We start from the raw sequence: 14,906 nt of genomic DNA on the forward strand, positions 1-14,906 counted from the left end.
ACCCAAAAACACACCCCCCCCCCCCCCCATCCCCCCCCCCGCCCACCCCCGGGGGCCCCGGGGGGGGGGGGGCCCCCGCCCCCCCCCCCCCCCCCACCCCCGGTCGCGCATTTGACTCCACAGTCAACCGCGAGGAAGCCAAGCCATGACCGTGCACTCCCAGGGAGCGACGACCAGCGCTCCACAGGACGCACCACCGAAGTCCGCCGGACGGCCGCCCAAGGTGCCCGCGACCGCACCCGGCTCCAGCCATACGTCTCCTCGCGGTGGCAGAAGGTCCCTCCCCACGGGGTGGCTGCCCTACCTGCTGGTCGGGCCCGCGGTGCTCAGCCTCGCGACGCTCCTGCTGTACCCGCTGATCAAGAACGTGATCCTGTCCCTCCAGGACATCAACAAGATCGAGTTCATCCAGCGGAAGTACCCGTTCGCGGGATTCTCCAACTACACCGAGCTGCTCGGCGACACGACCTTCTGGACCGTCGTCGTCCGAAGCTTCGCCTTCACCTTCGCCAACGTCCTGCTGATCATGGTGCTCGGCAGTCTCATCGGCATCCTGCTCAACCGCCTCGGCACGTGGATGCGCCTGGTCCTGTCGATGGCACTGGTCATGGCCTGGGCCATGCCGATCGTCGCCTCCGTCCAGGTCTTCCAGTGGCTGTTCGACGAGCAGTTCGGCGTCATGAACTGGGTGATGCGCACCGCCGGCTTCTCCGGCTACGAGCAGCACAACTGGTTCGAGTCCGGCCTCTCCACCCTGACGATCGTCACGATCCTGGTGGTCTGGGGCTCCATCCCCTTCGTGGCCCTCAACATGTACGCCGGACTGACCACGGTCGGCGGCGAACTGTACGAGGCCGCCCGGATGGACGGCGCCAACGGCTGGCAGACCTTCTGGAAGATCGTCTTCCCGAACCTCAAGCCCTTCTTCCTCATCACCACCTTCCTGGAGGTGATCTGGGTGTTCAAGGCCTTCACCCAGGTGTACGCGATGAAGAAGGGCGGCCCCGACCGCGCCTCCGAGATCCTCCCGGTCTTCGCCTACGTCGAGGGCCAGAGCCAGGCCCACTACGGCCTCGCCGCCGCGATCTCCGTCCTGACGATCCTCATCCTCGTGATCGTCATGTCCTTCTACTTCCGCCTGATCCTGAAGCAGGAGGAGGAGCAGTGAGCACGACCACCGCCCCGAAGCCGGCGCCCGCGGCCCCGTCCGCGCAGCCCGTGCAGCGGCTCCGCACCCGCCGGCCGGTCCGGCCCGCAGCCGTGGCCAAGAACGTCGGCGCGCTGCTCCTGGCACTCGTCTTCGTCTTCCCGGTCTACTGGATGTTCTCGTCGGCGCTCAAGCCCGCCGACCAGATGCTCACCAAGGACCCCGTCTTCTTCTTCGCCCCGACGATGGACAACTTCACCAAGGCCACCGGGGTCGAGAACTTCTGGACGTACGTCTCCAACAGCGTCCTGGTCACCGTCGGCGCCGTCCTGCTGTCGCTGCTCGTCGCCCTCGCCGCGAGCTTCGCGATCGCCCGGATGAAGTTCAAGGGCCGCAAGGGCCTCGTACTGACCGTGATGATGGCGCAGATGGCCCCCTGGGAGGTCATGGTCATCGCGATGTACATGATCGCCCGCGACAGCGAGATGCTGAACAGCCTCCCGCTGCTGACCGCGATCTACTTCGTGATGATCCTCCCCTTCACCATCTGGACCCTGCGCGGCTTCATCGCCGCCGTCCCGGTGACGCTGGAGGAGGCCGCCCAGATCGACGGCTGCACCCGCGGCCAGGCCTTCCGCAAGGTGATCTTCCCCCTGCTGGCCCCGGGCCTGATGTCCACCTCGCTCTTCGGCTTCATCACCGCCTGGAACGAGTTCGCGATGGTCCTGATCCTGAACAAGGACAAGTCCGCGCAGACCCTGCCCCTGTGGCTGACCGAGTTCATGAGCGCCTTCGGCAACGACTGGGGCGCCACGATGGCCGCCTCCTCGCTCTTCGCGGTTCCGGTGCTCGTCATCTTCATCTTCCTCCAGCGCAAGGCCGTCGGCGGCATGACCGCCGGCGCCGTGAAGGGATAACGGCCGCCATGACTGTCCTTGCGCACCGCACCGATACGGTGACCCGCGACGCCCTCGCCGTCCTCCAGCCCGGCTTCGAGGGCACGACCGCCCCCGCCTGGCTGCTGCGCCAGGTCGCCGAAGGCCTCACCGCCGTCGGCCTCTTCGGCCGCAACATCACCTCGCCCGATCAGCTCGCCGCGCTCACCGCGCAGCTGCGCGCCGAGCGCGGCGAGGTCCTGGTCGCCATCGACGAGGAGGGCGGAGACGTCACCCGCCTGGAGGCCCGCGGCGGCTCGTCCTTCCCCGGCAACCTGGCCCTCGGCTCCGTCGACGACACCGACCTGACCCGCGCCGTCGCCCACGAACTGGGCCTGCGGCTCGCCGAATGCGGGGTCAACCTCAACTGGGCCCCGTCCGCGGACGTCAACTCCGACCCGGACAATCCGGTGATCGGCGTACGCTCCTTCGGCGCCGACACCCACCTCGCCGCCCGGCACACCGCCGCCTACGTCGAGGGCCTCCAGGCCGCCGGCGTCGCGGCCTGCACCAAGCACTTCCCGGGCCACGGCGACACCAACGTCGACTCGCACCACGCGCTGCCGCGCATCGACGTGGACCTGGGCACCCTCCAGGCCCGCGAACTCGTCCCCTTCAAGGCGGCCGTCGCGGCCGGCACGAAGGCCGTGATGAGCGCGCACATCCTGGTGCCCGCCCTCGACCCGACCCGCCCCGCCACCCTCAGCCCGCAGATCCTGACCGGCCTGCTGCGCAAGGAGCTCGGCTACGAGGGCCTGATCGTCACCGACGGCATGGAGATGCACGCCATCGCCGGGACGTACGGCATCGAGCGCGGCTCGGTCCTGGCCATCGCGGCCGGCGCCGACGCCATCTGCGTCGGCGGGGGCCTGGCCGACGAGGCCACCGTGCTCCGGCTGCGCGACGCGCTGGTCGCCGCCGTGCGCGAGGGGACCCTCCCGGAGGAGCGGCTCGCCGACGCCGCCGCCCGGGTCCGCGCGCTGGCCGAATGGACCGGCGCGGCCCGGTCGGACGCGCGGCCGGAGGGGAGCCGCGCGTCCGGCATCGGGCTCACGGCGGCCCGCCGCGCGGTGGCCGTCACCGGCACGGCGGCCCCGCTCACGGCGCCGTACGTGGCCACGCTCGCGCCCGTCGCGAACATCGCGGTCGGCGACGAGACCCCGTGGGGCGTGGCCGCCGAACTGGCCGCGCTGCTCCCGGGAACCGCCTGTGGCGTCTACCCGCAGGGGGCCGCCGCCGCGGACGTCCTGGCGGACGCGGGGGACCGTACGGTCGTCGCCGTGGTCCGCGACGCCCACCGGCACCCGTGGATGGCCGAGGCCGTGGACGCGCTGGTCGCGGCCCGCCCCGACACGGTCGTCGTCGAGATGGGCCTGCCGCGGGCCGAGCCCCGCGGGGCCCTGTACATCGCCACGCACGGCGCCTCGCGCGTCTGCGGCCGCGCTGCGGCCGAGCTCATCGCCGGCGCGTAGCACCCCGTACGCGGCGGAGCCGGGCAACCCGTCACGGGGGGTGCCCGGCTCCGCCGCCGTTCGTCGCGGGGGCGGGGGACCGGTCCCGCAGGACCGCCCCGTTCGCTCCGGGAGGGGATGCGAAAGGGCCGGGCGCCCCCTGACGGGGGGCCCGGCCCTTCGGTGCCGTACGGCCTACAGACCCTGCCAGGCGGGCTTGTTCGCGTACGTGTGGCGGAAGTAGTCCGCCAGCTTCAGCTTGGAGGCGGCGGCCTCGTCCACGACGACGGTGGCGTGCCGGTGCAGCTGCAGGGCGGAGGCCGGGACCAGTGCGGACAGCGGACCCTCCACGGTCTGCGCGACGGCCTCGGCCTTGCCCTCGCCGGTGGCGAGCAGCACCAGGTGGCGGGCGTCGAGGATGGTGCCGATGCCCTGGGTGATGACGTGGTGGGGCACCTGGTCTATGTCGTCGTCGAAGAAGCGCGCGTTGTCCACGCGGGTCTGCTCCGTCAGCGTCTTGATCCGGGTGCGGGAGGCGAGCGAGGAGCACGGCTCGTTGAAGCCGATGTGGCCGTCGGTGCCGATGCCCAGCAGCTGGAGGTCGACGCCCCCGGCGGCCGCCAGGGCGCGGTCGTAGGCCTCGCAGGCGCCGACGATGTCCTCGGCGGCGCCGTCGGGGCCGATGAAGGAGGACTCGGACAGGCCGAGCGGCTCCACGACCTCGCGCAGGACGACGGCGCGGTAGGACTCGGGGTGCCCGGCCGGGAGGCCCACGTACTCGTCGAGCTGGCAGATCCGGGCCCTGGAGGCGTCCACCCGGCCGGCCTTGACCTGGGCCGCGAGGGCCTCGTAGATCGGCAGCGGGGTGGAGCCGGTCGCCACGCCGAGCAGGGCGTCGGGCTTGCGGCGGACCAGTGCGGCCATGGCCTCCGCGATGAGCTCGCCGCCTGCCTTGGCGTCCGGGACGATGACAACTTCCACGCGGGGCCTGCCGATCTGAGAGGTGTGGGCGTGTTGTGGTATAGACCAATCTAGCAGAGCCGGACCCCCGTGTCCGGCTCCGCGCCCTCCTCCCCATGGTGGTCGGGAAGTCCGGCCGCGGCCTCCCGGGAGCGCCGCGGCCGCCACCTCCTAGAGCAGCGCCAGCTGGAGCCCGCCGGTCGCGTCCAGGTGCTGGCCCGTCACCCAGCGGGAGTCCGGCGAGGCCAGGAACGCCACCACGTCGGCGACCTCCTCCACGGTGCCGATCCGGTCGAAGACCGAGCGGGAGGCAACGTGGGCCCGGGCCGCCGGATCCGCCAGCCAGGCCGCGTTCAGATCGGTCGCGGTGATGCCGGGGCCCACCGAGTTCACGGTGATCGCGCGCGGGGCGAGGGCGGCCGACAGGGACCGGGTCAGGGTGTTCACCGCGCCCTTGGCCATGACCGTGGCCAGGATCGCGGGCAGGGCGATCCCGGGCGTGCCGGTGACGTTCACGATCCGGCCCCCGTCGCGCAGTCGGTCCAGCCCGTGCTTGATGACGAAGAACGGGGCCTTCGCGTTGAGCGCGTGGATCTGGTCGTACGCCTCCTCGTCGGTCTCCTCGATGCCCGCGTAGGCGGCCGCCCCCGCGTTGTTCACCAGGATGTCGACCCCGTCGGTGTGCGCGGGGTGGGCCGCGTACGCCGCCCAGAGCGCCTGCGCGTCCCCCGGCACCCCGAGCACCGCCCGGATCGCGAAGGCCCGCCCGCCGGCCGCCTCGATGGACTCCACCGTCTCCCGCGCCGCCTCCCCGTCGTGCCCGTAGTGCACCGCCACCAGCGCCCCGTCCCGTGCGAGACGCCGGGCCACGGCCCGGCCGATGCCCCGGCTGCCGCCCGTGACCAGTGCCGTCTTCCCCTTGAGCACGCCCATGGCGCGCCCCCCTTCGGTAATGTGGAGTGGTCGCTACAGAAAGAAACGTATCAGATTCCATAGCGACCGCTATAGAATGTGCGCATGGTGACCGGACAGCGCGGCAGACCCCGCTCCTTCGACCGCGACGCGGCCCTCGACAAGGCTCTGTTCGCCTTCTGGGAGCGCGGCTACGAGGCGACGTCCATCGCCGACCTGACCCGGGCCCTGGGCATCGGAGCGCCGAGCCTCTACGCGGCCTTCGGGGACAAGCGCAAGCTCTTCGACGAGGTCGTGGTGGTCTACGGCAGCCGGTACGCGGACTTCGCGGCCGTGGCGCTCGCCGAGGAGCCCACCGCCCGCGCGGCCGTCGGCCGGGTCCTGCGCGAGGCCGCCGAGGTCTACACCGATCCGGCCCACCCGCCGGGCTGCATGGTGATCAGCGCCGCGGTCAACACCACCTCGGACGAGGTCGCGCAGGCCCTGCGCGAGCGGCGCGACGCCAACCTGGCCCTGTTCGAGAGCCGCATCCGGGCCGACGTGGCCACGGGGGCCCTTCCCGCGGACACGGACGCGCGGGCGCTGGCCCGCTACGCGGGAGCCGTGCTCCAGGGAATGTCCCAGCAGTCGCGCGACGGGGCGACGCGGGAGGAACTGGAGGCGGTGGCGGCACTGGCGCTGCGGGCCTGGCCCCAGCAGTAGTGCGAGCAGCCGAGCGGCGAGATTTCTCCGGCCGCTCTCCCGCGACCGCGTTCCTCCGGGGCACTTCCCTTTGGCCACTTTCCTCTGGGCCACGGTGCAGGACGGGACCCTCAGCCCATCCGGCACCGTAGCCCGGAGTACTTACGGCCGTCGGGTGTGCGGTTCCCGGCGGCCGGTGGGAGGAGCCTGCGCGGTCAGGGCAGAGCGCGCGGCTTACCTCGATCCGTCCTCCTGTGCGGGGAGGGCGGAAGCTTAAGGCAATTGTGGACTAGACCATTCTGATCTGTCCATCCAATGACGGCACCGAAGATCCCGTCACTTCCTCCAACAGTACGCCGCTCGGCCCGCTCCTGGATACTCCTGGGTATTCCCGTGGGGAAAGTCATCGGCCGTACCCGGGGTACGCTCGCCACGTGCCCTCCATGAACGACCTCGTACGCCAGCACACCGCTCTCAGTGAAACCGACCTGGAGTGGCTCCACCTGCTGGTCTCGGAGTGGCAGCTGCTCTCCGACCTGTCCTTCGCCGACCTCGTGCTGTGGGTTCCCACCCTCGACGGCAGCCGGTACGTCTCGGTCGCCCAGATGCGCCCGAACACAGGTCCTACCTCCTACCAGGACGACATGGTCGGCCACCTGATCCCGCGCGGCCGCCGCCCGCTGCTCGACGCCGCGCTCGACGAGGGCCGGATCGTGCGCGAGGGCGACCCGGAGTGGCGCGAGGAGGTGCCGGTCCGCGTCGAGTCGATCCCCGTGCGGCGCGAGGGACGGGTACTGGGCGTCATCGCGCGCAACACCAACCTGCTCACCGTGCGTACACCGAGCCGGCTGGAGCTGACCTACCTCCAGTCCGCCTCCGACCTGGCCCAGATGATCGCGGCGGGCTCCTTCCCGTTCCCCGGCCAGCAGGTCGACATGGACGCCTCGCCGCGGGTCGGTGACGGCCTGATCCGGGTCGATGTCGACGGCGTGGTGACCTACGCGTCCCCGAACGCCCTGTCCGCCTACCACCGGCTCGGCCTCGCCTCCGACCTGGTCGGCCAGCACCTGGGCGACACGACCACCGAACTGGCCCCCTCCCGCGGCCCCGTCGACGAGGCCCTGGTCAAACTGGCCAGCGGCTGGGCGCCCCGGGAAACCGAGGTCGAGGGCAACGGCGGGGTCATCCAGCTGCGCGCGATCCCGCTGAAGCCGAAGGGGACCCGCATCGGCTCCCTGGTGCTCTGCCGCGACGTCACGGAACTGCGCCGTCGCGAACGTGAATTGATCACCAAGGACGCGACCATCCGGGAGATCCACCACCGGGTGAAGAACAACCTCCAGACGGTGGCAGCCCTCTTGCGGCTCCAGGCCCGCCGGATGGATTCGCCGCAGGGCCGCGAGGCGCTCAACGAGGCGGTGCGCCGCGTCGGTTCGATCGCGATCGTGCACGAGACGCTGTCTCAGAACCTGGACGAGCGGGTCGAGTTCGACGAGATCGCCGACCGGGTGATCGCGATGGTCTCGGAGATCTCCCCGGGCCGGGTCGACTGCCGCCGCACGGGGCGGTTCGGAATCCTGGACGCGGAGGTCGCCACCCCGCTGTCGATGGTGCTGACCGAGGTCGTGCAGAACGCCCTGGAGCACGCCTTCACCCAGGGCGAGGGCGGCACGGTGGAGGTGTTCGCTGCCCGCACCGGCGTCGGCCGCACGGACGGCCGGCTGCTGATCACGGTGCTCGACGACGGCTGCGGCCTGCCCGAGGGGTTCGACCCGCAGCGGGCCGGCAACCTCGGGCTGCAGATCGTACGCACCCTGGTGGAGGGGGAGCTCGGCGGTACGTTCGACATGCTCCGGGTCGAGCCGCGCGGCACCAAGGTCGTGCTCGACCTGCCGTCCAGCCCGCAGAAGTAGCGGCGGTACCGTCACCCTGTGTGACGGTCGCGCGCCCCGGGCGGACTCCGGACAGCACTGAGCCCCGGACCGAATCTTCCCGGTCCGGGGCTCAAGAGCACGTTGCTAAGCGCTTGTGGCAGGTACTACGCGCTGCGCGTCGAGGCTCGAAAGTCGTTGTCAGGCGCTTGCGTTGCGCGCCCGGTTGCGAGCGGCGCGGCGCTTCATCGCGCGGCGCTCGTCCTCGCTCAGACCGCCCCAGACACCGGAGTCCTGGCCGGACTCGAGTGCCCACTGCAGGCACTGCTCCATGACGGGGCAGCGGCGGCAGACGGCCTTGGCTTCCTCGATCTGCAGCAGCGCAGGACCGGTGTTGCCGATGGGGAAGAAGAGTTCCGGGTCTTCCTCACGACAAACGGCGTTGTGACGCCAGTCCATGGCTGCTCCATCTCCTTGTATTGCGGGCAGGTTGCTTGTGAATGTGAACGCTTTCACGAATCCCCCCGCGAGGGAAGGTCGACCGCCCGGTTGCCCGGAGTCAGGGATTCGTGGAGGGGTTCTGGCGGTCTGTGTGGGTGCCGGGTTGTGCGGGCTGTCCCAACCGCCATGTAGAGATTCGCAAACCTCGGACGGGGATACAACCCCTTCCGGAAAGTTTTTTTTGATTCGTCGGTGTCTACTAGGTCACAGCCCTAGTTCCTAGGGGTGGACCAGCGTGTAAACGTTCGAGTGAAAGGACTTTAGGTCCTTCCACTCACACAATCACACGCAGTGCGCGGCGTACGCCTGTGAACTGAACGCTGGTCCGCAGGCCGAGGTGGTCACCGTCCATCTGGAACGGAAGTGGCACCTTCGAATGCAAGGTGAAGTCCGTCAGATCATGCAGAGACACCGCGTGTTTGCCGTGCGGACCCCTCTCAGGAGTCGAGGTCAGGAGCTGCGTGGCGTACCGGGCGACCGCCGGAGTTGACAAACGATTGAGTGCCAATACGTCAAGCGCGGTATCGAACGACGCCTCCGGTGAGGCGTAAAGCGGACGATTGCCCAGATACGTCCACGGGGAGGTGTTGCACACTATCGACAGCACCAGGTCCGGCACCGGATCCGCGCCGGGGCGCTCCAGGGTGACCGTGCCGTGCCGCCGGTTCGGTTCCTCCAGGTACTGGCGCAGCAGCTGTCGTACGTACAGGGCATGTGTCGAACGCTTGCCCCGCTCCCGCTGCTGCTCCACCCGGCCCACGACGCCCGCGTCGAAGCCGAAGCCCGCGCAGAAGGTGAACCAGCGCGCCGGAACGGACTCGTCCTCGGTGCCCGGGGTGCCGGCCGCCAGACCCAGGCCCACCGTCCGCTCGCGCTGCTCGCGCAGCGCGTCCAGCAGCGCGCCGGTCGCCTCGACCGCGTCGTTGGGCAGTCCGAGGGCCCGGGCGAACACGTTGGTGGAACCGCCGGGGACCACCGCCAGCCCGGGCAGCCGCTCCGGGTCGGGCCCGTTGTGCAGGAGCCCGTTGACGACCTCGTTGACCGTGCCGTCGCCGCCGAGGGCGACGACGAGGTCCATGCCGCTCTCGGCCGCCCTGCGGCCCAGGTCGCGGGCGTGGCCCCGGTACTCGGTCGTCACCGCCTCCAGCTTCATCTCGCTGGCCAGGGCGTGGGTCAGGACGTCACGCGTGCGCGCACTGGTCGTCGTCGCTGCTGGGTTGGCCACGAGAAGTGCACGCATGAGCGCCAGACTACCCACCCCTTCATATGCCGAGCCTACTGGCCGTCCCCTCCGGGCCCGCGGGCCCGCGGTTACGCTGCTGGGGTGAGTACGAAGCAGCCCCAGAGCGTCCCCGTCACCGCCGCCGCCGAGACCCCCGCGCCGCCCGGGCGGCTGACCGCCGCCGCCGCGCTCACCGCCCTGGAGGGCCTGGCCCTGGCCGGCCTCGGTGTCTACATGCTGTTCGTGGGCTTCGCCGGCGACCCCGACTCCCCGCAGCAGGCCGAGACGGGCGGGATCACGCTGCTCGCGCTGGCCGCGCTGCCGCTGGTGGCGGCCCGCGGGCTGCGGCTGGGCCGCCGGTGGAGCCGAGGCCCGGCACTGATCACGCAGCTGCTGGCGTTCCCGGTGGCCTGGACCCTGTACGGCGCGGGCGGCGCGATGATCGCCGCCGCGGCCGTCCTGGCGGTGGCCGCCGTGGCCGTCGTCGCGCTGCTGGTGAACCCGACGACCACGCAGGCACTCGGCATCGGGCCCCGGGAAGAGGCCCGATAACCCGTACGACCTCCCGTGGCGCGGGTCACTCCTCGACGAGGAGCTTCTCCCGGAGCTGGGCCAGGGTGCGGGCCAGCAGCCGGGAGACGTGCATCTGAGAGATGCCGACCTCCTGGGCGATCTGCGACTGGGTCATGTTGCCGAAGAACCGGAGCAGCAGGATGCGCTTCTCCCTCGGCGGCAGCCCCTCCAGCAGCGGCTTGAGGGACTCGCGGTACTCGACCCCCTCCAGGGCCTCGTCCTCCGAGCCCAGAGTGTCCGCGACCGCCGGCGACTCGTCGTCGGTGTCCGGGACGTCCAGGGAGAGCGTGCTGTAGGCATTGGCCGATTCCAGCCCCTCCAGCACCTCCTCCTCGGAGATCCCCAGCCGCTCGGCCAGTTCGTGCACCGTGGGGGAGCGGCCGTGCTGCTGGGACAGCTCGGCCGTGGCGGTCGTCAGCGAGAGCCGCAGCTCCTGCAGGCGCCGCGGCACCCGTACCGCCCAGCCCTTGTCGCGGAAGTGGCGCTTGATCTCGCCGACCACGGTGGGTGTGGCGTACGTGGAGAACTCGACGCCGCGGTCCGGGTCGAACCGGTCCACCGACTTGATCAGGCCGATCGTCGCGACCTGCGTCAGGTCGTCGAGCGGCTCACCGCGGTTGCGGAACCGCCGTGCCAGGTGCTCGACCAGCGGCAGGTGCATCCGCACCAGCCGGTTGCGCAGCTCCGCCTTCTCCACCGACCCGTCGGGCAGCGCCCGCAGTTCGATGAACAGGGCCCGCGCGCCGCTGCGGTCGCGCGGGTCCGGCAGGGCCGGTGCCGCGTGGAACACCGGTGCCGGAGGGGCCTCCGGGGCCGTGGCAGCGGCCTCGGGTGGCTGTGATGGCTGTGGTTCTTCGTGCTGGTTGTCGCTCATAGGGCCCGCCCGTCGCTCCGCCGAGTCCAAAAAGCCGTCTTCCGCATCCGTCTCCGCCGGGTGCGGCCGGGCGTGCTGCTGTTCCGGGATGCCGCCGTCGACCTCGTGTCGTACCCGGGGCCGATCCCCGCTCCGCACCGGGATCTCCCCGCCGCTCACGCCGGTCCTGGTCCCGCGCCGCGTTGTTTGTAGAGGCTGATGCTCACTGTCTTGTCCTCCTCGACCGTGGCCTCGACCTTGCCGGCCAGCGCCGACAGGACCGTCCACGCGAACGTGTCGCGCTCGGGAGCGCGCCCGTCCGTCGTGGGTGCCGAGACGGTCACTTCCAGCGAATCGTCGATCAGCCGGAAGACGCAGCTGAGGACGGAGCCGGGCACGGCCTGCTGGAGCAGGATCGCGCAGGCTTCGTCCACCGCGATGCGGAGGTCCTCGATCTCGTCGAGGGTGAAGTCCAAACGTGCCGCGAGGCCGGCCGTGGCCGTTCGCAGCACCGACAGGTAGGCACCCGCAGCGGGCAGCCGGACTTCCACGAAGTCCTGGGTCCCGGGCTCGCCTGCGATCTGGGACACCCTCACCTCCAAGGTGGTACGAGCTCTGTTCGCCGGTGACGCTATCGCGATCCGGGCGATCGTGTCGCGGCACCCCCCGCGGCGCCCGCTGTGAGCACCCTCGTACACGGCCAGTGACTGATGGTAAGCCCTCGGGTACGCACAGTGGCTAGGGGTCTGCGGGGTCAAATCGGGGGAACCGGCGGAGGGTTGACCTACCCCACCTCAGACGATCGAACCGTCGACAAAACACCAGCGCCAGGTCTCGCCCGGCTCGAAGCTGCGCATCACCGGATGGCCGGTCTCCCGATGGTGCGCCGAGGCGTGCCGAAACGGGGAGGAATCACAACAGGCCACGTGGCCGCACCCCAGACACATCCGCAACTGCACGGGATGGCTGCCGACCGCCAGACATTCGGGGCAGGTCTGGGCGGAGGGGATGGGCTCGGGGCGCGGCAGTTCGGCAACGTGGGTGCACTCGCTCATGATGGCCAGCGTACGACCAGGGCGGGCGCGCGCGACGGATGAGGATGGATCTTCCATGGAGGTATTGCCGCTGGTGGCGCTGGTCGCCGGCAGTGCGGTCGTGGCGGGGCTGGCCCGCCGCACCCCGGTTCCGGCCCCGCTGCTGCTGGTCGCCGCCGGGCTGGTGGCCGCGTACGTACCGGGCGTGCCGGCGTACGTCCTGGACCCGCACATCGTGCTGCCGCTGCTGCTCCCGCCGCTGCTGCACACGGCCGCCGTGGACAGTTCGTACCTGGACCTGCGGGCCAACATCCGGCCCATCGGGCTGCTTTCCGTCGGGTACGTGCTCTTCGCGACGCTCGCCGTCGGGTACGCGGCCTACCTGGTCGTCCCGGGCCTGTCCCTGACGGTGGCGCTGGTGCTCGGCGCGGTCATCGCGCCGCCGGACGCCGTCGCCGCCACCGCCATCGCGCGCAAGCTGGGGCTGCCGCACCGGATCACGACCATCCTCCAGGGCGAGTCCCTCGTCAACGACGCCACCGCCATCACCGCCTACAAGGTGGCCGTCGCGGCGGCGGTCGGGGTGAGCGCGGGCTGGGCGGGCGGCATCGCCGAGTTCCTGCTGGCGTCGGTGGGCGGGGTCGGCGTCGGACTGCTGCTGATGGTCCCGATCCACCATCTCCGCACGCGGCTCAAGGAGCCGCTGCTGCAGAACACCCTCTCGCTGCTGATCCCCTTCGTGGCGTACGCGGCGGCCGAGCGGGTCCACGCGTCCGGGGTCCTCGCCGTGGTCGTGGTGGCCCTGTACCTGGGCCACCGGAACTGGCAGGTCGACTTCGCCACCCGGCTCCAGGAGGAGGCGGTGTGGAAGGTGATCTCCTTCGTCCTGGAGTCGGTGGTCTTCGCGCTGATCGGGCTCCAGCTGCCGGTGGTCCTCAAGGGGCTCGGGGAGTACGAGGGCGCGGCCCTCGCCTGGTATGCGGTCTTCGTCTTCCTCGCGGTGGTCGCGGCCCGGTTCCTGTGGGTCTTCCCGGCGACCTTCGTGCCGAGGTGGCTGTCGGAGCGGGTGCGCCGGCGGGAGCCGGACACCACCTGGAAGGCTCCGGTGATCGTGGGCTGGGCGGGGATGCGCGGGGTGGTCTCGCTGGCCATCGCGTTCTCCATCCCGCTGGGCGTGCCGCACCGAAACCTCATCCTCTTCCTGACGTTCACCACGGTCATCGGCACGCTGGTCGTGCAGGGCCTGACGCTCCCGCCGCTGATCCGGCTGCTGCGGCTGCCGCCCCGGGACCTGCACGCGGAGACGCTGGCGGAGGCGCAGGCGCAGAGCGAGGCCTCGCGGGCGGCGGAGGGACGGCTGCGGGAGCTGCTGGAGGAGCCGGAGAACCGGACCCTGCCGCCGCCGCTCGCCGACCGGCTCCGCACGGTCCTGGAACGGCGGCGCAATGCGGTGTGGGAGCGGCTCGGCGAGGTCAACGCGGAGACGGGCGAGTCGGCGGACGACATCTACCGGCGCCTCGCCCGGGACATGATCGAGGCCGAGCGGGAGGTGTTCGTGGCCCTGCGCGACCAGCGCCGCATCGACGACGAGATGCTGCGGGTGCTGCTGCGCCGCCTGGACCTGGAGGAGGCGGCGGCCTACCGCGAGGAGGCGGCCTGATCCGGCGCCCGGCGCCCCTGCCGGCGGTCTCGGGGGCGGGGGTTTCGGGTTCGGCCGTTCCGGTGGCGGCGGTTCCGGTGGCGGCGGTTGCGGGGGCGGCCGCGTGAGGGCGGCCGCGTCAGGCCCGGCCGTCTCAGGGGCGGCCGGTCACGACCGCGGCCAGGGTGGTGCCGGGGGCGAAGGCGCCGACGGCGGTGAGTTCCGTCAGGGCCCAGAGGAGCTTGGCCACGTAGACCCGTTCGACGGGGAGCCCGTGACGGGTCCCGAAGTCGGCGGCGAAGGCGTCCAGGGCGGCCGGTACGCGGGCGTAGCCGCCGTGGTGGAAGTCCTCGGCCAGGGTCCAGTCGCCGGCCGGGGCGCCGAAGGCCCGCTCCTGGAGGGAACGTATCTCCGCCCCAAGGAAGCCGCCCGCCAGGACCGGAACGCCCAGGGCCCGCTGCCCGGGCGCCAGCCCGGCGGCCAGGCCCGCGAGCGTGCCGCCGGTACCGCAGGCCACCGCGACCACGTCCGCCCCGCCCCGGAGCTCGCGGCCGAGCTCCGCGCAGCCCCGGAGGGCGAGGGCGTTGCTGCCGCCCTCGGGGATCACGTACGCGCCGGTGGCGCCGGCGGCCTCCAGCAGCCGGGCCTGCGTCCGGGGTTCGGCCTTCTGCCGGTAGTCGGCGCGGGAGGCGAAGTGCAGCCGCATGCCGTCCGCCGCGCAGCGGGCGAGGGAGTCGTTCAGCGGCCGGGCGGCGAGTTCGTCGCCGCGCACGATGCCGACGGTCTCCAGCCCCAGCAGCCGCCCGGCGGCCGCGGTGGCGCGCAGGTGGTTCGAATACGCCCCGCCGAAGGTCACCAGGGACCCGCACCCGGCCGCCAGCGCCGCCCGCAGATTGGGCGCGAGCTTGCGCCACTTGTTGCCGGGAAGCTCGGGGTGCACGAGGTCGTCCCGCTTCAGCAGAAGCCGTACGCCGCGCCGCCCGAACCGCTCGTCCCGGACCTCCAGCAACGGGGACGGCGGGCGCGGCTGCAGGAGGGCGCCAAGGTTCGCGGGACGGTTCACCCATCCATTGTGGAGCGCTCCTGCCCGTGCCGTCGCACGTCAGAGCCCCGCCCACACCAATCGG

Annotated in this window: 15 protein-coding genes; 7 read left to right on the forward strand and 8 right to left on the reverse strand. The window is 71.6% G+C overall.

The genetic code is table 11. The features are described from left to right. Positions 1 to 145 precede the first annotated feature (145 nt). The 3 genes from ACFWTC_RS15210 to ACFWTC_RS15220 are packed head-to-tail and all read left to right on the forward strand — an operon-like array spanning position 146 to position 3,554. Positions 146 to 1,168, forward strand: coding sequence for a carbohydrate ABC transporter permease (locus ACFWTC_RS15210; RefSeq protein WP_383929225.1), 1,023 nt, complete (start codon positions 146 to 148; stop codon positions 1,166 to 1,168). 50 nt (positions 1,169 to 1,218) lie between these two features. Beyond that, positions 1,219 to 2,064 (forward strand): carbohydrate ABC transporter permease, encoded by an 846-nt coding sequence (locus ACFWTC_RS15215; RefSeq protein WP_384026959.1) that lies wholly within the window; start codon positions 1,219 to 1,221, stop codon positions 2,062 to 2,064. A gap of 8 nt (positions 2,065 to 2,072) precedes the next feature. Beyond that, complete coding sequence (locus tag ACFWTC_RS15220) at positions 2,073 to 3,554, forward strand: glycoside hydrolase family 3 protein (RefSeq protein ID WP_383929228.1); 1,482 nt, start codon at positions 2,073 to 2,075, stop codon at positions 3,552 to 3,554. A 174-nt stretch (positions 3,555 to 3,728) separates the two neighbouring features. On the opposite strand, the gene nagB is transcribed toward ACFWTC_RS15220, so the two are convergent. Continuing rightward, positions 3,729 to 4,514, reverse strand: coding sequence for a glucosamine-6-phosphate deaminase (nagB, locus tag ACFWTC_RS15225; protein WP_383930112.1), 786 nt, complete (start codon positions 4,512 to 4,514; stop codon positions 3,729 to 3,731). Positions 4,515 to 4,664: 150 nt separating this feature from the next. Further along, a complete protein-coding gene (locus ACFWTC_RS15230; protein WP_383930109.1) occupies positions 4,665 to 5,426 on the reverse strand; it encodes an SDR family oxidoreductase in 762 nt (253 codons plus the stop codon). An 84-nt stretch (positions 5,427 to 5,510) separates the two neighbouring features. Here ACFWTC_RS15230 and ACFWTC_RS15235 point away from each other — a divergent pair, with 84 nt between their 5' ends. After that, positions 5,511 to 6,107 (forward strand): TetR/AcrR family transcriptional regulator, encoded by a 597-nt coding sequence (locus ACFWTC_RS15235; protein WP_383930107.1) that lies wholly within the window; start codon positions 5,511 to 5,513, stop codon positions 6,105 to 6,107. 422 nt (positions 6,108 to 6,529) lie between these two features. Next, complete coding sequence (locus ACFWTC_RS15240; RefSeq protein ID WP_383930117.1) at positions 6,530 to 7,999, forward strand: sensor histidine kinase; 1,470 nt, start codon at positions 6,530 to 6,532, stop codon at positions 7,997 to 7,999. Positions 8,000 to 8,158: 159 nt separating this feature from the next. Here the strand turns inward: ACFWTC_RS15240 and ACFWTC_RS15245 are convergent, their stop codons facing one another. Then, positions 8,159 to 8,416: a WhiB family transcriptional regulator gene (locus tag ACFWTC_RS15245; RefSeq protein WP_003953983.1), complete on the reverse strand. Its 258-nt coding sequence runs from the start codon at positions 8,414 to 8,416 to the stop codon at positions 8,159 to 8,161. A 316-nt stretch (positions 8,417 to 8,732) separates the two neighbouring features. Beyond that, on the reverse strand, positions 8,733 to 9,698 hold the full coding sequence (locus ACFWTC_RS15250) for a diacylglycerol/lipid kinase family protein (protein WP_383930104.1): 966 nt from the start codon (positions 9,696 to 9,698) through the stop codon (positions 8,733 to 8,735). Positions 9,699 to 9,782: 84 nt separating this feature from the next. Between ACFWTC_RS15250 and ACFWTC_RS15255 the strand changes: the two genes are divergently transcribed. Next, positions 9,783 to 10,232, forward strand: coding sequence for a hypothetical protein (locus tag ACFWTC_RS15255; RefSeq protein WP_383930103.1), 450 nt, complete (start codon positions 9,783 to 9,785; stop codon positions 10,230 to 10,232). Positions 10,233 to 10,257: 25 nt separating this feature from the next. Here ACFWTC_RS15255 and ACFWTC_RS15260 read toward each other — a convergent pair whose 3' ends face one another. From ACFWTC_RS15260 to ACFWTC_RS15270, 3 genes are all read right to left on the reverse strand, one after another. Continuing rightward, complete coding sequence (locus tag ACFWTC_RS15260) at positions 10,258 to 11,265, reverse strand: RNA polymerase sigma factor SigF (RefSeq protein ID WP_383930100.1); 1,008 nt, start codon at positions 11,263 to 11,265, stop codon at positions 10,258 to 10,260. A gap of 17 nt (positions 11,266 to 11,282) precedes the next feature. Next, the gene (locus ACFWTC_RS15265) at positions 11,283 to 11,696 is read right to left on the reverse strand and encodes an anti-sigma regulatory factor (protein WP_383930097.1); all 414 of its coding nucleotides are present in this window, start codon (positions 11,694 to 11,696) and stop codon (positions 11,283 to 11,285) included. Between the two features lie 204 nt (positions 11,697 to 11,900). After that, positions 11,901 to 12,161 carry a UBP-type zinc finger domain-containing protein gene (locus ACFWTC_RS15270; RefSeq protein WP_383930095.1) on the reverse strand — a complete coding sequence of 87 codons (261 nt, stop codon included), beginning with the start codon at positions 12,159 to 12,161 and terminating at the stop codon, positions 11,901 to 11,903. Between the two features lie 55 nt (positions 12,162 to 12,216). Between ACFWTC_RS15270 and ACFWTC_RS15275 the strand changes: the two genes are divergently transcribed. Continuing rightward, positions 12,217 to 13,800: a Na+/H+ antiporter gene (locus tag ACFWTC_RS15275; RefSeq protein WP_383930092.1), complete on the forward strand. Its 1,584-nt coding sequence runs from the start codon at positions 12,217 to 12,219 to the stop codon at positions 13,798 to 13,800. A 133-nt stretch (positions 13,801 to 13,933) separates the two neighbouring features. Here the strand turns inward: ACFWTC_RS15275 and ACFWTC_RS15280 are convergent, their stop codons facing one another. Continuing rightward, the gene (locus tag ACFWTC_RS15280; RefSeq protein WP_383930089.1) at positions 13,934 to 14,842 is read right to left on the reverse strand and encodes a 1-aminocyclopropane-1-carboxylate deaminase/D-cysteine desulfhydrase; all 909 of its coding nucleotides are present in this window, start codon (positions 14,840 to 14,842) and stop codon (positions 13,934 to 13,936) included. Positions 14,843 to 14,906 lie beyond the last annotated feature (64 nt).

This window comes from Streptomyces sp. NPDC058619 (assembly GCF_042717785.1).
Lineage (GTDB): Bacteria > Actinomycetota > Actinomycetes > Streptomycetales > Streptomycetaceae > Streptomyces.